This is a genomic window from Actinomadura rugatobispora (assembly GCF_042656285.1).
Classification (GTDB): Bacteria; Actinomycetota; Actinomycetes; order Streptosporangiales; family Streptosporangiaceae; genus Spirillospora; species Spirillospora rugatobispora.
In genome coordinates this window covers 139049-155764 of record NZ_JBHSON010000042.1, presented here as the reverse complement: position 1 = coordinate 155764, position 16716 = coordinate 139049, and the positions used below count along the sequence as shown (strand labels likewise).

The 16716-nt window shown below is 73.2% G+C and carries 19 protein-coding genes; 15 read left to right on the top strand and 4 right to left on the bottom strand.

Annotation, left to right across the window (positions count from 1 at the left end; translation table 11 throughout):
• Positions 1-61: 61 nt before the first annotated feature.
• Together ACFPZN_RS27980 and ACFPZN_RS27975 are read left to right on the top strand one after the other, a co-directional pair.
• Positions 62-1018 carry a zinc-binding dehydrogenase gene (locus ACFPZN_RS27980; protein ID WP_378285240.1) on the top strand — a complete coding sequence of 319 codons (957 nt, stop codon included), beginning with the start codon at positions 62-64 and terminating at the stop codon, positions 1016-1018.
• Positions 1015-1893, top strand: a complete 879-nt coding sequence (locus ACFPZN_RS27975) for an LLM class flavin-dependent oxidoreductase (protein WP_378285197.1) — start codon at positions 1015-1017, stop codon at positions 1891-1893. Before ACFPZN_RS27980 ends, ACFPZN_RS27975 begins: the two co-directional genes overlap by 4 nt.
• A 5-nt stretch (positions 1894-1898) precedes the next feature.
• Here ACFPZN_RS27975 and ACFPZN_RS27970 read toward each other — a convergent pair whose 3' ends face one another.
• On the bottom strand, positions 1899-2423 hold the full coding sequence (locus ACFPZN_RS27970) for an NADAR family protein (protein ID WP_378285196.1): 525 nt from the start codon (positions 2421-2423) through the stop codon (positions 1899-1901).
• Between the two features lie 125 nt (positions 2424-2548).
• Here ACFPZN_RS27970 and ACFPZN_RS27965 point away from each other — a divergent pair, with 125 nt between their 5' ends.
• A complete protein-coding gene (locus ACFPZN_RS27965; RefSeq protein WP_378285195.1) occupies positions 2549-4492 on the top strand; it encodes a TNT domain-containing protein in 1944 nt (647 codons plus the stop codon).
• A gap of 12 nt (positions 4493-4504) precedes the next feature.
• On the opposite strand, the gene ACFPZN_RS27960 is transcribed toward ACFPZN_RS27965, so the two are convergent.
• Together ACFPZN_RS27960 and ACFPZN_RS27955 are read right to left on the bottom strand one after the other, a co-directional pair.
• The gene (locus ACFPZN_RS27960; protein WP_378285194.1) at positions 4505-5185 is read right to left on the bottom strand and encodes a hypothetical protein; all 681 of its coding nucleotides are present in this window, start codon (positions 5183-5185) and stop codon (positions 4505-4507) included.
• A gap of 89 nt (positions 5186-5274) precedes the next feature.
• Complete coding sequence (locus tag ACFPZN_RS27955; protein ID WP_378285193.1) at positions 5275-6084, bottom strand: class I SAM-dependent methyltransferase; 810 nt, start codon at positions 6082-6084, stop codon at positions 5275-5277.
• Between the two features lie 101 nt (positions 6085-6185).
• Between ACFPZN_RS27955 and ACFPZN_RS27950 the strand changes: the two genes are divergently transcribed.
• The 4 genes from ACFPZN_RS27950 (at position 6186) to ACFPZN_RS27935 (ending at position 9823) form a co-directional block, all read left to right on the top strand.
• Positions 6186-6560, top strand: a complete 375-nt coding sequence (locus ACFPZN_RS27950) for a hypothetical protein (protein ID WP_378285192.1) — start codon at positions 6186-6188, stop codon at positions 6558-6560.
• Positions 6561-6653: 93 nt separating this feature from the next.
• On the top strand, positions 6654-7526 hold the full coding sequence (locus ACFPZN_RS27945) for an enoyl-CoA hydratase-related protein (protein WP_378285191.1): 873 nt from the start codon (positions 6654-6656) through the stop codon (positions 7524-7526).
• Between the two features lie 218 nt (positions 7527-7744).
• Positions 7745-8485 (top strand): polysaccharide deacetylase family protein, encoded by a 741-nt coding sequence (locus ACFPZN_RS27940; protein ID WP_378285190.1) that lies wholly within the window; start codon positions 7745-7747, stop codon positions 8483-8485.
• A gap of 156 nt (positions 8486-8641) precedes the next feature.
• On the top strand, positions 8642-9823 hold the full coding sequence (locus ACFPZN_RS27935; protein WP_378285189.1) for a hypothetical protein: 1182 nt from the start codon (positions 8642-8644) through the stop codon (positions 9821-9823).
• Between the two features lie 24 nt (positions 9824-9847).
• Here ACFPZN_RS27935 and ACFPZN_RS27930 read toward each other — a convergent pair whose 3' ends face one another.
• The gene (locus ACFPZN_RS27930) at positions 9848-10105 is read right to left on the bottom strand and encodes a putative acetyltransferase (protein WP_378285188.1); all 258 of its coding nucleotides are present in this window, start codon (positions 10103-10105) and stop codon (positions 9848-9850) included.
• 113 nt (positions 10106-10218) lie between these two features.
• Between ACFPZN_RS27930 and fdxA the strand changes: the two genes are divergently transcribed.
• From fdxA to ACFPZN_RS27890, 8 genes are all read left to right on the top strand, one after another.
• Complete coding sequence (gene fdxA, locus ACFPZN_RS27925) at positions 10219-10545, top strand: ferredoxin (protein WP_197010200.1); 327 nt, start codon at positions 10219-10221, stop codon at positions 10543-10545.
• Between the two features lie 159 nt (positions 10546-10704).
• Complete coding sequence (gene dapC, locus ACFPZN_RS27920; RefSeq protein WP_378285239.1) at positions 10705-11790, top strand: succinyldiaminopimelate transaminase; 1086 nt, start codon at positions 10705-10707, stop codon at positions 11788-11790.
• Between the two features lie 149 nt (positions 11791-11939).
• Positions 11940-12560, top strand: a complete 621-nt coding sequence (locus ACFPZN_RS27915) for a DUF4178 domain-containing protein (protein WP_378285187.1) — start codon at positions 11940-11942, stop codon at positions 12558-12560.
• 7 nt (positions 12561-12567) lie between these two features.
• The gene (locus ACFPZN_RS27910) at positions 12568-13074 is read left to right on the top strand and encodes a DUF2617 family protein (RefSeq protein ID WP_378285186.1); all 507 of its coding nucleotides are present in this window, start codon (positions 12568-12570) and stop codon (positions 13072-13074) included.
• Complete coding sequence (locus ACFPZN_RS27905; RefSeq protein ID WP_378285185.1) at positions 13071-13520, top strand: DUF4247 domain-containing protein; 450 nt, start codon at positions 13071-13073, stop codon at positions 13518-13520. The genes ACFPZN_RS27910 and ACFPZN_RS27905 overlap by 4 nt, the downstream gene beginning before the upstream one ends.
• Positions 13517-14584, top strand: a complete 1068-nt coding sequence (locus ACFPZN_RS27900) for a hypothetical protein (RefSeq protein ID WP_378285184.1) — start codon at positions 13517-13519, stop codon at positions 14582-14584. The genes ACFPZN_RS27905 and ACFPZN_RS27900 overlap by 4 nt, the downstream gene beginning before the upstream one ends.
• Entirely contained in the window at positions 14581-15009 is a 429-nt protein-coding gene (locus tag ACFPZN_RS27895) for a DUF350 domain-containing protein (protein WP_378285183.1), read from the top strand. The genes ACFPZN_RS27900 and ACFPZN_RS27895 overlap by 4 nt, the downstream gene beginning before the upstream one ends.
• Positions 15010-15023: 14 nt before the next feature.
• Positions 15024-16619: a polyamine aminopropyltransferase gene (locus ACFPZN_RS27890; protein WP_378285182.1), complete on the top strand. Its 1596-nt coding sequence runs from the start codon at positions 15024-15026 to the stop codon at positions 16617-16619.
• Positions 16620-16716: the final 97 nt, after the last annotated feature.

The following is a 16716-nucleotide window of genomic DNA, read 5'->3' as shown; positions in this document are numbered from 1 at the left end:
ACCTCTACTTAGCTCGAGGTTGCAGGGTGGGGGTGTTGCCGATCGAGCGGAGGGCGTGGCGATGCGCGCGGTGTGGTTGAAGGAGTTCGGCGGGCCGGAGGTGCTCGTCGCGGGGGACGCGCCGGACCCGGTCCCGGGCCCCGGCCAGGTGCTGGTGGAGGTGGTGTTCGCCAACATCACGTTCGTGGAGACGCAGTTCCGGTCGGGCGGTTTCTCGCCGTTCAAGGCGGAGCCGCCGCTGATCCCGGGGAACGGGGTCGGCGGCGTCGTCCGCGAGGTCGGTGAGGGCGTGGACGCGTCGCTGGTGGGGACGAGGGTGGTCAGCGCCACGGGCGGTTCGGGCGGTTATGCCGAGCTGGCCGCGGTGGACGCCGAGGGGCTGTTCCCGGTGCCCGCGGAGCTGGCCTTGGACGATGCCGTCGCGCTGCTGGCCGACGGCCGTACCGCGACGATGATGCTGAACGCGGTGGGGCCGCGTCCCGGCGAGCGGGTGCTGGTGGAGGCGGCCGCGGGCGGGGTGGGGAGCCTGCTGGTGCAGCTCGCCGGGGCGGCCGGGGCCCGGGTCGTCGCGGCGGCGGGCGGGGAGCGCAAGACCGGCATCGCGCGTGATCTCGGTGCGGACGTGGTGGTCGACTACACCCTGCCGGATTGGGACGGTCGCGTGCGCGCGGCGGTGGGCGGGCTGGACGCGGTGTTCGACGGGGTCGGCGGTGAGATCGGGCGGACCGCGTTCGAGCTGCTCGAACCGGGCGGACGGATGATCAGTTACGGGCTGGCCAGCGGCGAGTGGGCGGGCGTGCCCGAGGAGCGGGCCGCCGGGCGCGGCGTCGCTCTCGTCCAGGCGCAGCCGACGCCGGAGGTGATCCGGGAGGCCACGCAGAGCGCGCTGGGGGAGGCCGCCGCGGGCCGGCTGCGTCCGCTGATCGGCCAGCGGTTCCCGCTGGAGCGGGCCGCCGACGCGCACGCGGCCATCGAGTCGCGCGCCTCCGTCGGCAAGACCCTGCTGGAGGTGCGGTGAAGGTCGGAGTGCACCTGCCCGCGTTCGGGGTGGACCCGGCGGCGGGTACGGCCGAGCACGCGCGGCACGCGGAGGACGTGGGCCTGGAGTCGGTCTGGGTCGGCGACCACCTGATTCCCAACAGGCCGTACCTCGACAGCACGCTGGCGCTGGCGACCGCCGCGGCCGTCACCGAGCGCGTCCGGCTGGGCTTCGGGGTGATGATCGTGGCGCTGCGGCCGGTCGCGTGGGTCGCGAAGCAGGTAGCGAGCCTCCAGCATCTGTCCGGGGGCCGCGTGCTGCTGGGCGTCGGGTCGGGCGGGCCCGTGCACGGCGACGCGGCCTGGCGGGCGGTGGGCGTCCCCTACCGCGAACGCGGCGCGCGGACCGACGCGGCCCTGGAGGCGCTGCCCGCGCTGATCGCGGGGAGGCCCGCGAAGGTGGACGGGGAGGAGGTCGTGCTGTCGCCCGGCGCGACCGTGCCGCCGGTGCTGGTCGGCGGGGGCGCGGCGACGCTGCGGCGGGCCGCGCGGTTCGGCGACGAGTGGTACGCGGCGTTCTCCGGGCCCGCGGAGATCGCCGCCGGGCTGGGCCGGCTCCGGGAACTGGCGGAGGAGTACGGCCGTCCGGTGCCGCGGCTGACCGTCGGCGTCAGCGTCGGGCTCGGCGACCTGCCCGCCGCGCGGATCGACGCGCAGGTGCGCGGGCTCACCGACTACGGGATGAGCGAGGACGAGGCGCGCGGGTCGCTGATCGTGGGCGGGCCGGAGCGGGCGTCCGAACGGTTCGCCGAGCTGGCCGAGGCGGGTGCGCACCGGATTATCGCGATGCCGTTCCCGGAGGACCGGATGCGCCAGACCGAGCTGGTAGCGGAGACGGCCGCGCTGCTGGGGTAGCGGCGTCAGGACGTGAGGGCGTCGCGGACGTCCATGAGGGCGAAGCCGAGGAGGTTGAGGCCGCGCCACTCGGACGGGCGCAGCGCCTCCGGCTTGTGCTCGTCGAAACCGATGCCCCAGATGACGTCCAGTGGGCTGGCCTCGACCAGGACCTTCCCGGTGGTGGAGAGCAGGTAGTGGCGTAGCCGCTCGTGCGCCCCGAACTTGGCCACGTTGCCGCGCACCACGATGCCGTACCGCTCCCGCACCCAGGTGTCCTCGTCGAAGTTCGCGACGCGGCGGCCGAGGGCCTTGGCGCGGCCGGGGTCGGTGGTGGCGAGGATCTCGCGGACCCTGGCCGTGTCGCCGAACAGCCGGGCCTTCTCCGCCATCATGTAGTGCTCGGCGGTGGGGTAGGTGACGCCGTCGACCTCGAACGGGGACGGATGCCACTGGCTGAGGCAGCCCTTCGCCTGCGTCCCGCCCCAGAACAGGACGAACTCGGGCAGCGTGCCGTGCAGCTCCAGCTCCAGCAGGTCGTCGATGCGCATGCGTCCGAGCGTGGCCGAGCGCGCGCCGTCCGGGCAATCGGTTTTGTCCGGCGTGGAGCGCCCTTCCGGTGATCGCTCGATAATCTGCCGGTCAGCGTGAGTCGTCTGAAATGGGGGAACGGTCAGTGAGCGGGCAGAACGAGCGCATCGCCGAGATCCAGCGACGCATCATCGAGTTCGTGTCGCGGAACACCCCTCCCGGCAGCCGCCGCATCGATCTGCACTGCCTGGCGACGGTCGCGGTGAACGACATGGCCCTCACCGTGCTCACCGAGGACGGCAAGCTCGTACGGCCCGAGGCGATGCCGCAGGAGCTGACCGACAGCATGCTGGAGCTCCGCCGCGCGCACTACCTGCCCGAGCAGGGCACCTGGTTCTCCGCGCGGTTCATGCTGGAGCCGGGCGCGCCTATCCGGCCCATCTTCAACTACGACTTCGACCCGAACTGGGACCCGTCGATCCAGGTGGAGTGCTGGCAGCGCGACCAGATCGTGATGCCGCGCGACGGCGCGCACATGCCGCCGTGGCTGCGGGACCGGCTGGACGGCCGCGAGCCCGCGTACGAGGGGGTCTTCCAGGCCGAGGCCCTCAATCCCATGGAGCAGATGGAGATCCTCTCCAACGAGTTCTGCATCCTGGTGGCCGACCAGGCCCCGCCCCTGTGGGACCAGGTGTTCGGCCACTACCAGGTGGTCGGCGACCATGTGGAGTGCCCTCCGGCCATGGTGCGGGTGGCCGACCGCACGATGACGTCGTGGAGCGTCCCGCCCGGGGCGCAGGCGCTGCTGCAGCGGCTGCGCGCGGGCACCTACGCCTTCCAGCGCGGCGCCTGGTCGCGGATCGACTACCGGGTGCTGTACGAGGAGGGGTCCGTCCGGGTCCAGGCGCAGTTCACCAACCAGGAGGAGCCCCCCTGGAACGCCGAGCCGTCGGTGCAGGACGTGCGGCTGGAGGTGGAGCGCTTCCCCGAGCACGGTACGCGCGACTGGATCAAGCGCCGTCTCGAGGCGGCCGGTGACGGCGCGCCGGACCAGGTGCCGTCCCCCGACGACTCCCCGGCTCCCGACGGCGCCCCGGTCGGCGGCGGCATCCGCAGGGCGCGCGTGTTCGACCATGTGGGCCCGGACGGTGAAGGGCCGTCGGTGTCGCGTCCGGCCGTCCCGCAGGACGAGGTCGCGCGGCTGGTCGAGTACCTGAGGCGGGCGCCGGTCGTGCTGGCTGCGCGGTCGTACGCGCCCGACCAGATCGACGCCTCGCGCGGCGACCGGGTGCCGCTGACCTTCCACACCGACGGGTCCTGGGTGTGGGCGGGAGCGGTCGGCTACTACCTGGAGGAGCACGGCGTCCCGCCCGAGCCCGACCTGGTCGCGCACGCCCGCGCTCGCGGCTTCCAGATCCCCGTGATCGACGACGACACGATGGACGCCGCGAGCGCCGCGGTCACCGGCCGGCCCGCGCCGCCCCGCATCAACACCGACCCGGGAGCCTCGCGGCCCGCGCCCTCCTCGGTGTCCTCGGCGCTGGAGGGGCGGTTGAACGAGCTGGGCGTGGCGTCCGGGGCGTACCGGATCGGCGGCGTCGCGGACGGCGCCTGGAGCCTGCTGCCCGAGGGCGGGCAATGGGCGGTCTTCCTCTCCGAGGACGGCGAGCGCCGGCGTCGGGTGGTCTTCGAGACCGAGGAGCAGGCGGCGGCGTACCTCCTGGGATCCCTCCTCCTCAAGTCCCCGGCCGGGGACGCGCGTCGTTCGATCGAGCCGCTCGCGGGCGAGCCGCCGCTGACGCTGTTCCGGGGAAGGCACGAGGTGGAGGTGCCCGCAGGCACGACCGTCGACCGGTACGGCAGCGAGGCCGGCAACGTCACCTACGCGGTGCGGACGCCGTTCGCCGAGCGCTCGCTGCCGCCGGACTGGGCGAACCGCCCGTACCGGGCCTACCGGCTGCAGCGGCCGCTGCGGGCGCTCACGGGGGTCGCGGTGCCGTGGTTCGACCAGCCGGGCGGCGGCACTGCCTACGTCTTCGCCCGCTCCCTCGCCGATCTGGTCGCCGACGGCTCCCTCGTCGCCGTCTAGGACGCCTGACCCTCAGGCGCGGCCGATGCCGGAGACCAGGTCGAGGCCCAGGATGAGGTCGAGGTGGATGACGGTCTCCAGCTTGGCGCCCGGCGCGACGTCCGGGTCGGCGGTCAGGTCGTCCAGGACGGCCAGCGCGGTGGGGCTGTCCAGGTCGTCGGCCAGGGCCGCCTCCGCCTTGGTCGCGTACGGCCGGTCCATCGGACGGCCGGGCCGGGTCGCCCACTCGGCCATCGCCTCGCGCCAGTGCGCCAGGTCCCGTCCCGCCTCGACCACGAGGTCGCCGTCCATCTCGTCCGGCTCGCGGTAGCGCTCGCGGAGGATCGCCAGGCGCACGCACAGCGGGTCGGTGCTGGCGCTCTCGGCCAGCTCGTCCCAGGTGTACCGTTCCGGCGGCACGATCAGGCACCGGTGGTCGAGGACGTCCTCCGAACCCACCCAGATCGCCCCGCCGGGCAGCTCGCCCTCCGTCGCGACCTCCACCTCCGGGAGGTTGAGCTCGGAGAAGTCGGCCTTCGGACGCACCTGGGCGGCACGGGTCAGCGTGACGCGGCGGCGGGACCGTTCGGCGAGCCTGCGCAGCAGGTCGGCGGTGACGAGCGCCCGCTCACGGCCGGAGTGGACGTGGACGTGCATCGCATTCGGCGGGAGTTCCAGGGCCTGTCCGGTGCGGTGGTCCTGCAGGCGCAGCATGCCCCAACCCTACGGTCGCGGCCGCGCGGAACCCAGGACGACCCGGCGCGAACGCGTTGAACGCCCCGCCTCCGGAGGGTGCGCGGCGGTCAGAGGGCGGGCGAGCCGGAGAGCGGGGGGCCCTCGGGCATGGGCGCGGCGCCGTCCGGTTTGCGCACGCAGGCGAACCGCAGGCGCACGTAGTCGGCGACCCAGCCCGACTCGCGGCGCAGCGCCGGGGCGGCCAGCTCGTTGATCCGGGCGAGCAGCGGTTCGACCAGTTCCGGCGGCACGTCGGCCAGCGCGCCCGGCGCGTAGGCCCGGACCCAGTCGGCGGCGCCGTTCGGGCCCTCGGTCATGCGGGACGGGCGGTCGGCGTGCTCCAGCAGCCGGAGGGTGAAGCCGCCGTCCTCCAGGCGGGTGGCGTACTCGGCGGGGCTCGGGAAGTACCAGGGCAGCTCGGGCTCGCCGAGGCCGAAGACCCGCCAGGCGGTCTGCATCGCGACGATCAGCTCGGCGCAGTTGCCGGCGCCGCCCAGCTCGCCGACGAACCGGCCGCCGGGCCGCAGCGCCGCGTGCACCCGCGCGATCACGGCGTCCGGGTCGCGGGTCATCCAGTGCAGCGCGGCGTTGGAGGCGACCGCGTCGAAGGGCTCGGTGGTGGTGAACTCGTGGGCGTCGCCGACCGCGAAGGACAGCCCGGGATGCTGGGACGTGGCCTGGGCGATCATCTCGGGCGAGCCGTCGATGCCCAGCACGTCGGCGCCGCGCTCGGCGATCTCCGCGGCGAACGTGCCGGTGCCGCACCCCAGATCGATGACCCGCTCGCCGGGCTGCGGGTCGAGCAGGTCGATCAGGGGCGCGCCATGTGCGGAGACGTAGCCGAAGGCGGAGTCGTACGTCGTGACGGCCCAATTCACCGTCGTAATTTATCCGATCGGTCATGAACATGAGAGGGCGTTGCCAAGGCCGGGGCGCGTGGGGTGATCGGTTTCACCCAGGTCAGGCGTACGGTCGGGGCATGGGTGAACGCGACATCGCGGGCGGCGGCGAGATCCGGATCGTCGGCGCCGAGCGGCCGGACGGCCTGGAGCTGCGCACGCGCGGCCTGGCGGCGCACGGAGTGCCGGAACTGCGGGTCTCCGGGCTCGCGCCGTACCTGGGCCAGGGGTGGGCCCGCGTGCTGGCGGCGCTGGCCGGGCGCCTGGCGGCCCGCGACGCGCCGGACGGCGGTGGCGGCGTGCCGGAGGCGGTCGAGCTGGGCCCGGAGGTCACGGTGGGGCTGGTGGCCGACGGGGACGACCTCGTCCCGGTGCCGCCGCGCGGATTCACCGGCCGGGACGAGGAGTGGCGGCGCGAGGTCCTGCTCGCCCTGTTCCCGTCCGCCCACGCCTGAGACCCCGGGCGGCGCCGGGCCGACCCGGATGCGGCCGGGCCCTCCGCCAATCCTAGAATCTGGTTCTGTCATCGGGCGCGAGGAGGGGCCGCAGTGTCGTACAGGCAGATCGAGTACGGGGTTCGGGACGGGATCGCCACCGTCACCCTGAACCGGCCGGACCGGATGAACGCCTACACCAACACCATGCGGCGGGAGACGCTCGACGTCCTCGACCGGATCGACGCCGACGACGACGTGCGCGTGGTCGTGGTCACCGGGGCCGGGCGGGCGTTCTGCGCGGGCGCCGACCTCGGCGGGGGCGGCGGCTCCTTCGACAAGGACAAGAGCCAGGAGATGTTCGCCGGGATCGACGACGTCCTGGAGGACGGCACCCCGCGCGACGGCGGCGGCACGGTGGCGCTGCGCCTCGCCGGCTGCCTGAAGCCGGTCATCGGCGCGTTCAACGGCGCGGCGGTCGGCGTCGGCGTCACCATGACGCTGCCGATGGACATACGGCTGGCCAGCGAGAGGGCCAAGTTCGGCTTCGTGTTCGCGCGGCGCGGGATCGTCGCGGAGGCGGCCTCCAGCTGGTTCCTGCCGCGGCTGGTCGGGATCTCCCAGGCGATGGAGTGGGTCGCCACGGGCCGGATCTTCGACGCCCAGGAGGCCCTGGAGGGCGGTCTGGTGTCGCGGGTGTACCCGCCGGACGAGCTGCTGCCCGCCGCCTACGCGCTCGCGGGCGAGATCGCCGCCAACACCTCGGCGGTGTCGGTCGCCGCGATCCGCCGTCTCATGTGGTCGGGCCTGTCGGCGCCGTCCCCGTGGGACGCGCACCGGGCCGACTCCCGGCTGATGGCGGCGATGGGCGCCGCCCCGGACGCCGACGAGGGCGTGACCTCGTTCCTGCAGAAGCGGCCGGCCGAATTCCCGATGAAGGTCAGCAAGGATCTGCCGGCCGAGGTTCCCGACTGGCCCGTCCGCTGATTCCCGTTCTTCACCTCTGATTCGGCGGCGCGTCGCCGGGAACGGGGAAACTCGGTCCCCTTCCGGCCGCTCCTCGGCATGCCGGTAAATGGTCGGATGTGTGTGGTTAGTTAGCGAAGGGTATGTAGCGCCCGGGATAGTTGATTTCAGTGCGGTGCAACACGTTTCGGGGGTGCGTGGTGCGAAGCAGAAATCCGGCGATTCTTCTGGTCCTGGGATTGGCCGTCACCGCGGGCTGCGGCGGCCAGGGGGAGGACGGGCAGCGCAAAGCGGCGGCGGCGCGGCAGCACGTCGCGCTGAAGAAGAAGGCGGCCCCGCCGGCGCGGCCCGCCGCTCCGCCCGCGATGCGGCGGCTCGACTGCGCGAGGCTCAAGTGCGTGGCCCTCACCTACGACGACGGGCCCGGGGCGTACACGGGGCAGCTTCTGGACATGCTGCGGAGGTCGGGTGCCCGCGCCACCTTCTTCATGCTCGGCGAGAACGTCCGCGGGCACGCCCACCTCGTCCGGCGCATGGCCTACGAGGGGCATGAGCTGGCCAACCACACCTGGTCGCATCCGAAGCTGACGGGGATGTCCGGCGGTGCGGTCCGTTCGGAGATCAGCCGTACGCAGCGGGCGATCCAGGAGGCGTCCGGGGTCGTGCCCAAGGTGTTCAGGCCCCCGTACGGGGCGACCGACGCGCAGGTGGGCCGTGCCGTGGGCATGCCGCAGATCATGTGGAGCGTGGACAGCATGGACTGGCTGCACCGCAACATGGCCCGCAATGTGAGCGCCGGCGTCAAACAACCCAAACCCGGCGGCGTCGTACTTTTTCATGATATTCACCAGGCGACGGTAAAGGCGACGCCGAGCATCCTCTCGGGCCTGAGGCAGCGGGGCTTCACGCTCGTCACGGTCTCGGAGCTTTTCCAGGCCAGAACCTTGAGGGCGGGTTCTCGATACACCGAATTGTGGTGAACCCCGAGCGATAGGGGTCCAAGGAGGACGGCGGGTCTGATGTGCCGCAAAAGCACTTCGAGGCCGTTCTTCCAGTGGGTGGCGTGAACAAGTGAAGGCGAAGGCGCATCGGAAGAGGAGACGCCGTGCCCGCTCGGTTCGCGACCTGGAGGAATCGTGGAAGACCCGTCGCTCCCGTCTCCTGGGCCGGACGCGCTGTTCGAGGGCCACGAGGCCACACGAGGCACCCCGCGTCCGCCAAGCACCCCCTCGACGCCCACGCCGCCGCCCTCTCCCGGCGCCGAGCCTGGAACGGTGCAGTTCCGCCCGCCGCCCGCGACCACCGGCGAACGCGCGGCCCTGGCCGCGGCGATCCTGCTGGGCGCCGTGCTCTGCGCGCTGATCCTCGCCTCCGGGGCCACCGGCCCGCTCTGGGCCGCCGCGCCGTACTGCCTGGCGGCCCTGACCCCGTCCGCCGCCCTGGCGCTTCTGCTCCTGAGCAGGCGCGGCGCCACGCTCGCGGGGCCCGAGGGGATCGTGAACCGGGGGTTCTGGACGACGAGCAGGATCCCCTGGCACGAGATGACCGGCTTCGAGGTCCGCGCCACCCGCTCCGGACGTTCCGTGGTCGTGCTCAGGCGACACGCGGGCTCCGTCACCCTGGCCGCCCCCGTCGAAGGGGCGCTCTCCCGTGACGGCTCGTTCGGCGAACGGCTGCAGGTGCTCCGCGCCCTCGCCGCGGCGTACCGGCACGCGCCTCCGGGCCTGCGGGAGCGCACTTCCGGCCGGACGCGCCGGAAGACGGTGCTGCTGACCCTGCTCGCCTTCGTGCCCCTCCCGCTCGCGGCCTGGTCTCCGTGGCTGGACTCGTGGTGGCCGGGCAGGGGAGAGGCCCTCAGCGTCCCCGACCCGTGCGCGCTGGCGGGCCCTGAGCTGGGCCAGGGGGCGTGGCGTGTCCCCGCCGCAGGCTCCGCCGGGCCCGGCGGCCCCTGGAAGCGGACCGGCCACCCGGGGGCCCGGCGGTGCCAGCGGGAGCAGGCCGGACGCGGGCGGCTGTTCATGGAGGTCGAGGTCCACCAGAGGAGGTACCTGGAGAGCGCTTCGGGCCGGGCCGCCTCCTGGATGGCCTACGAACGCGGCGGGCCCGGGGCCTATCGGCCCGTAGGGGACCCGCACGTCCGCCAAGGCGTCGAGGCCCAGGCCAAGCCGGGGCCTGGCGACACGCTCCTGATGGCCCGCCGGGCGAACGTCGTGCTCACCATGCAGTGGGTGCACGGCGGCGCGGCCGGAAGCGACCGGGGCGTCGCCGAACTGGCGCGCATCGCGCAGGCGGCCCTGGGACGCGTCGCCCTCGGCTGAACTCGGAAGGCGCCGAGGCGGTGATCAGCCGTCGGAGCGGGGGCGGCGCCTGGGCGGGGGCTGCGGCGGGACGACCTTGCCGGCCACCACGATCTCCTCGGGCACTTCGACCAGCTCACCGGTGCGCCGGCGGACCTGGAGCCGTTTGCCGGACCACGATTCGAGCACGCCCACCACGTCGCTGTACTCTCCCGTAGGCAGGCGGCGGCGAAGCGAGACCCGCTGACCCACGTCCGCCGGAGTGATGGACACGACCAGCCGCGCGGCGAAGTGGCCGGACATGTGAGGACCCCCGTGTCGAATCGACTGAGCCGTGGTGGCAATACTATTCACAGCGAGCGTGCGGTAAGCCGTGACGTGCGGCGGGGCCGGTACACCCGAGAGGAGTCACGAACGTGACCTATGTCATCGCGCAGCCCTGCGTGGACCTGCTCGACAAGGCATGCATCGAGGAATGCCCGGTCGACTGCATCTACGAGGGGAAGCGCCAGCTCTACATCCACCCCGACGAGTGCGTCGACTGCGGTGCTTGCGAGCCGGTCTGCCCGGTTGAGGCCATCTACTACGAGGACGATGTGCCCGACCAGTGGAAGGACTTCTACAAGGTCAACGTGGAGTTCTTCGACGACCTGGGCTCGCCCGGCGGCGCCTCCAAGGTGGGCAAGATCGACAAGGACCACCCGATCGTGGCCGCGCTGCCTCCCCAGGAGCACGACGAATAAGACTCCGGGGCGCGTAACGGAACGATCCCGCGCGCGCGGTTCCCGCGAGACAAGGGTTGCGTACCCTCAAGGCCGTGGCCTCCTCACGTCGAGGCCACGGCCTTGAGGGCTCTTGAGAGCCATGTTGGCTTTGGTGAAGAAGGTGTAGGAGGGGTGGATTTGCGCGCGCTGCCGGACTTTCCGTGGGATTCGGTGCGGCCGTACCGGGAGCGTGCCGCCCGGCACCCCGGAGGCGTGGTCGACCTGTCGGTCGGCACCCCCGTGGACCCCACCCCCGCGTTCGTGCAGGAGGCGCTGGCCAAGGCGTCCGACGCGCCCGGTTACCCGCAGACCTACGGGACCCCGCCGCTGCGCGAGGCGGTGGCGGGCTGGGCCCGGCGCCGCCTCGGGATCGCCCAGGCCGACCCGGACGCGGTGCTCCCGGTGATCGGCAGCAAGGAACTGGTGGCCTGGCTGCCGACGCTGCTGGGCGCGGGCCCGGGCGACCGGGTCGTCTTCCCCGAACTGGCCTACCCGACCTACGACGTGGGCGCCCGGCTGGCGGGCGCCGAGCCGGTGGCGACCGACGGGCTGCTGGCGCTCGGCCCGGCCGTACCGAAGATCGTCTGGGTGAACTCGCCGTCCAACCCGACCGGCCGGGTGCTGCCCGCCGAGCACCTGCGCAAGGTGGTGGCCTGGGCGCGCGAGCGCGGCGCGGTCGTGGTCAGCGACGAGTGCTACCTGGAGTTCGGCTGGGACCCCGGGCACCCGCCGGTGTCGATCCTGCACCCGGAGGTCTGCGACGGCTCGCACGAGGGCCTGCTGGCGGTGAACTCGCTGTCCAAGCGGTCCAACATGGCCGGGTACCGGGCCGGGGTCGTGCTGGGCGACCTGGCCCTGGTGAAGCGGATCCTGGAGATCCGCAAGCACGCCGGGATGATCGTCCCGGCCCCGGTGCAGGCGGCGATGACGGCGGCGTTCCAGGACGACGCGCACGTCGACGAGCAGCGCGAGCGGTACGCGCGGCGCCGGGCCGCCCTGCGCGCCGCGTTCGAGGGCCACGGCTTCCGCGTCGACCACTCCGAGGCGTCCCTCTACCTGTGGGCGACCCGGGACGAGCCGTGCTGGGACACCGTCGGGCACCTCGCCGACCTGGGCATCATCGTCGGCCCGGGGGAGTTCTACGGCCCGGCGGGCGGACGGCACGTCCGGATCGCCTTCACCGCCACCGACGAGCGCGTGGCGGCCGCCGTCGCACGGCTCTGAGTTCCGGCGAACCGCAAAACCGGCGAAACAGTTGTATCCAGGGAACCAGCGTGACCTGGGTGACGTCTGAGGCGCGCATAGTTATTTCCTCCTGATCTCGGTAGGATCCGCGCGTTGCCCCAGATACCGCTGCTTCAACGGAGGTGCCCGTGGACGGGCGAGTGATTGCCGTCCTGCTGGCGCTCATCCTGTGCGCTCTCGTCGTCATCATCGTCCTGATGGTGCGGCGCCGTCCGTCCGGGACGGCCGCCGCCCGCCCCGCGGACGCCGCCGCCCCGCGCGACCCGTTCGCCGCCGAGGACCAGGTGGCGGGCGACCCGCGCACCATCAAGGCGGGCGACATGGTCGAGTACCTCGGCGTCCGCTACTTCGTGCGCGGCTCGGTACGGCTCCGCGAGGGCGGCTTCACCTGGAGCGAGCACCTCCTGGACGCCGACACCATCGAGGGCACCAAGGTCTGGATCTCGGTCGAGGAGGACCCCGACCTCGAGGTCGTCTGGTGGACCGAACTGGACGCCGGCGACCTGCGTCCCGACAGGAGGACGCTGACGGTCGACGGCGTGGAGTACCGGCGCGACGAGCACGGCACCGCCGACTACTCCAGCGAGGGCACCACCGGCGTCGGTGCCGAGGGCCGGGTCGAGTACGTCGACTACGAGGCGTCCGGCGGCCGCTACCTGTCGTTCGAGCGGTACGGCGGCGGCGCCTGGGAGGCAGGGACCGGCGAACGCGTCCCCACCGGCACCCTGACGATCTACCCCGGAAGCTGAGCCGGTCTTGCTCGCCTCCCTCGACATCCCCTACGCGGACTCGCGCGCCGACGCGCTGTCGTTCGCGCTCGGGCTGCCCCGGCTCGACGCGCTCGCCGTCCTGCCGGTCGAGGCGCCGGAGAACGCGGTGGTGGAGCTCCGCCTGCTCGGCGCGTCCCACCAGGTCTTCGCCGGCCCGTTCAGCGAGACCGTGGCCTGCCTCCCCGGCGGGCACGACCCGGTGCCCGGACGGTTCCGCGCCACGGCCGGCGGCTGGGCCTACGACTTCACCGCGACCACGGTGGCGCACGACGGCGACGCGGCGTTCCGCCGGGCCGTCGACGGCCTGCGCGACCGTCTCGCGGGCCGTGCCGACGCGCTGACCGGGACCTTCCCCGGCTCCCCGCACGCCGTCACCGCCCTGGCCGTGGCCGCCGGGGACGCCCCCGGCGGGCTGGGGTGGCGCACCTGGCACGCCTATCCGCAGACCCGGGAGATCGTCATGACACGGAGCCGGCTGGTGAGCGAGCGATGAGCGAGGACGCGGCGCCCGCCGGGAGCGGCGGGCGCGGGATGAAGGCGCCCGTGATCGGGTCGCTGGTGCTGGCCGGCCTCGGCGCGATCGTGCTGCTGATCGCGCTGTTCGCGGGACGCACCTCGCCCCGCGGCTGGATCCCCGACACCTACACGCGGGTCGCGGACGACACCTACGCCTCGCAGCGGCCGCCGCTGACCGTGTCGCGCGAGATCCTGCGGCGGTTCGAGACCGACGAACGGGTCTACACGCCCAACGGCGTCTTCCTGCGCTACCACAACGCCGTGGTCGGGATCCTGCCGGACGGGCGCGGCTCCCGCATCACCTTGGACACCCCCGACCGCGGATACGCCCGCTACCACTCCTCGGTGGGCGGGCACTGGGGAGGCCCGGGGGGCCGGGCGTCCTCGTTCCGCGGCGGCGGCCCCGGGGAGGGCGGCAAGTGAGCGGCGGTCAGAAGGGCCAGAAGGGCGGCGGGTCCGGCGCCGGGCGGACCGAGAGCGACCAGAAGGCGCTCCAGGCCGCCAACAGCGAGATGTCCAAGGGCGGCTGCGGCTGCCTGGTCGCGATCTTCCTGGTGGTGTTCGTCGTCCCCTTCCTGTGGGGCCTGTACGACGAGGGCGTCTTCGACCGCAAGGACCCGGGGATCGAGTCCGCGCCGGTGTTCGGCCCCAGGGAGACCGGGCAGCTGGTCGAACGGCTCGCCACCGCGTCCAGGGCCCAGGGCGTCTGCTACGGCTGGGTGATCGAGTCCGGCCGGTACCGGGCGATCCCGACGGTGACGCCGTCCTACAGCGGCACGTTCCGCCCGGAGAGCACGCGGCCCTCGCCGACCGTGCCGCGTACCGGAGCGTCCCCGGAGACGACACCGCGTACCGGAGTGTCCCCGGCCCCGCGCCGCACGCCGGAGACCGGCACAGCCCAGCCCACCCGCCGGCCCGGCACCGTGCCCTCACCCTCCAAGACCCTCACGCCCTCCGAGCGCAGGGAGATCGACCGGGCCTTGATGCAACTGCAGGTGAGCGGCGTCGAGTACGGCTCCAACCTCGGCGTCGGGGTCGACCCGCGCCGGCACCTCGACCGCTGCCCGCGCTGGGCCGTCCTCACGGCGGACTACAGCTACTCCTCGTCCGACCAGGAATGGACCTCCGGCACGATGGAGATCGAGACCAGCCGGGACCTCGACCTGGAGACCACCAACCGGTTCGAGCTGGAGGCGCAGGTCTCCCAGCAGAAGCAGGACGACATCCTCGGGACCAACTCCATCGCCCGGCTCTCCGACGTCATCGGCTCCATGCCGATGCTGGTCGCCCAGGAGGGCCTGGCGGCGCCGGTGCCCGCCGCCTCACCGGCGCCCGCCGCCCAGGCCGCGCCGGCCGCCGACCGGCTCGACGAGCCGCTGAACCTCGGCCGCACCATCTTCATCGGAATCGGGATCGCGCTGATCGCGGGCGGGGTGGTCTGGATCGCCGTCGCCGCCGTACGGAACCGGAGGGGCACCAGCTCATGATCGACGACATCCTCCAGGAGAGCGGTGCCGCGCTCGCCTACGGCGCCATCGGCATCGGGCTGATGGCCCTGGGCTACCTGGTGGTGGAGGTGACCACACCGGGCAATCTCGGCCGGCAGATCTGGACCGAGCGCAACCGGGGCGCCGCGCTGATCCTGGCCGCCAAGCTGCTCGGCGTGGGCGCCATCGTGACCACCGCCATCGCCGTCAGCGAGGACGACCTGGCCGCCGGGCTGCTCGGCACGGTCACCTACGGCGTCATCGGGATCGTCCTGATGACCGCGGCCTTCTACATGCTCGACCTGCTCACGCCCGGCAAGCTGGGCGCGACCGTCGTCGACGCGCGGGAGCTGCACCCCTCCTGCTGGGTGGTCGCCGCCGCCGACCTCGGCACCGCCGCGATCGTGGCCGCCGCCATCTCCTGAGCACGACCCGTTCCGTGGCAGACACCGAGACCGACGACACCGAGGCCGAGGCCCCGGCGGCGCTGCGGCTGCCCGCCCGCGCCGCCCGCGCGCTGGTGCTCGCGGCGGTGTTCACCTGCGCCGCGTGCGGTCTGGTGTACGAGCTGGCGCTGGTCGCCCTCGGCAGCTACCTGGTCGGCAACTCCGTCACCCAGGCGTCCATCGTGCTGTCGGTCATGGTGTTCGCCATGGGCGTCGGGTCGCTGGCCGCCAAACCCCTGCAGCGCTTCCCGATCGTCGCGTTCGCCGTCGTCGAGGGGGTGCTGGCCCTGCTCGGCGGGCTGTCGGTGCTCGTCCTGTACGCGGCGTTCGCCTGGTTGAACCTGTACGTCCCCGCGCTGGTCGTCGTGGCGTTCGCGGTCGGCGCGCTGATCGGCGCGGAGATCCCGCTGCTGATGACGCTGCTGCAGCGGATCCGGCGGCAGGACGCCGGCAGCGCCGTCGCCGACCTGTTCGCCGCCGACTACGTGGGCGCCCTCATCGGCGGCCTCGCCTTCCCGTTCTTCCTGCTGCCGCTGTTCGGGCACATCAAGGGCGCCCTGCTGGTCGGGGCGGTCAACGCCGTCGCCGGCATCGCCGTCGTGCTGTGGCTGTTCCGGCGGCAGATCCGCCGGGGCGCCCGCACCGCGCTGTGGGCGGGCATGGCCGCCGTGCTCGCGGTCCTCGGCGGCACGTACGCGCTGGCCGACCGGTTCGAGGTCTCCGCCCGCCAGGTCCTCTACCGCGACCCGATCGCGCTCGCCGAACGCACCCCGTACCAGGAGATCGTGATCACCCGGAAGGTGGCCCTGTCCGGCCGCCCCGACCTGCGGCTGTTCCTGAACGGCGACCTCCAGTTCTCCTCCGTCGACGAGTACCGCTACCACGAGTCGCTGGTCCACCCGGCGATGGCGGGCACGCGCGGGAACGTGCTCATCCTCGGCGGCGGCGACGGCCTCGCACTCCGCGAGGTGCTGCGCTACCCGGACGTCCGCAGCGCCACCCTCGTCGAACTCGACCCGCAGATGACGCGGCTGGCCCGCACGTACAAGGAGATCGCCGACCTCAACGGGCACGCCTTCGAGGACCCCCGCGCCCGGACCGTCCACGCCGACGCCTTCTCCTGGCTCCGCACCGCCACCCGGCGCTACGACTCGATCATCGTGGACATGCCCGACCCCGACGACGTCGCCACCGCCAAGCTGTACTCGGTCGAGTTCTACGGCCTGGTGAAACGGGCCCTGGCACCGGGCGGGCGCATGGTCGTCCAGTCCGGCTCGCCCTACTTCGCGCCCCGCTCGTTCTGGTGCATCGAGAAGACCATCCGCGCCGCCGGGCTGGCCACCGTCCCGTACCACGTGGACGTGCCGAGCTTCGGCGACTGGGGCTACGTCCTCGCCGCCCCCACCCCCGACCCCCCCAAGCTCGAACTGGCCCCGTCCCTGCCGGGCGGCCTGCGCTACCTGGACGCCGACGTACTCCGCTCCGCCGCCGTCTTCGGCAAGGACCTCCGCCACCGCGACGTCGACATCAACACCCTCCTCCACCCCCGCCTCGTCGAGTACGAGAACGACGAATGGAAGGAAGCCTGACCCGGGCCCGGACAGGGCCAGGGTCAGGCCGGGTGGCGGCGGCGCCCGAGTATCCCGGGGGCCGCCGTGGTGCGTTTTCGCGCCGGAGGCAACCAGC

Excerpts from the sequence above, each read along its gene's own strand:
- ACFPZN_RS27980 (WP_378285240.1), top strand. The coding sequence starts at position 62 with ATGCGCGCGGTGTGGTTGAAGGAGTTCGGCGGGCCGGAGGTGCTCGTC.
- ACFPZN_RS27970 (WP_378285196.1), bottom strand. The coding sequence starts at position 2,423 with ATGCGCATCGACGACCTGCTGGAGCTGGAGCTGCACGGCACGCTGCCC.
- ACFPZN_RS27960 (WP_378285194.1), bottom strand. The coding sequence starts at position 5,185 with ATGCTGCGCCTGCAGGACCACCGCACCGGACAGGCCCTGGAACTCCCG.
- ACFPZN_RS27950 (WP_378285192.1), top strand. The coding sequence starts at position 6,186 with ATGGGTGAACGCGACATCGCGGGCGGCGGCGAGATCCGGATCGTCGGC.
- ACFPZN_RS27930 (WP_378285188.1), bottom strand. The coding sequence starts at position 10,105 with ATGTCCGGCCACTTCGCCGCGCGGCTGGTCGTGTCCATCACTCCGGCG.
- ACFPZN_RS27905 (WP_378285185.1), top strand. The coding sequence starts at position 13,071 with ATGAGCGAGGACGCGGCGCCCGCCGGGAGCGGCGGGCGCGGGATGAAG.
- ACFPZN_RS27895 (WP_378285183.1), top strand. The coding sequence starts at position 14,581 with ATGATCGACGACATCCTCCAGGAGAGCGGTGCCGCGCTCGCCTACGGC.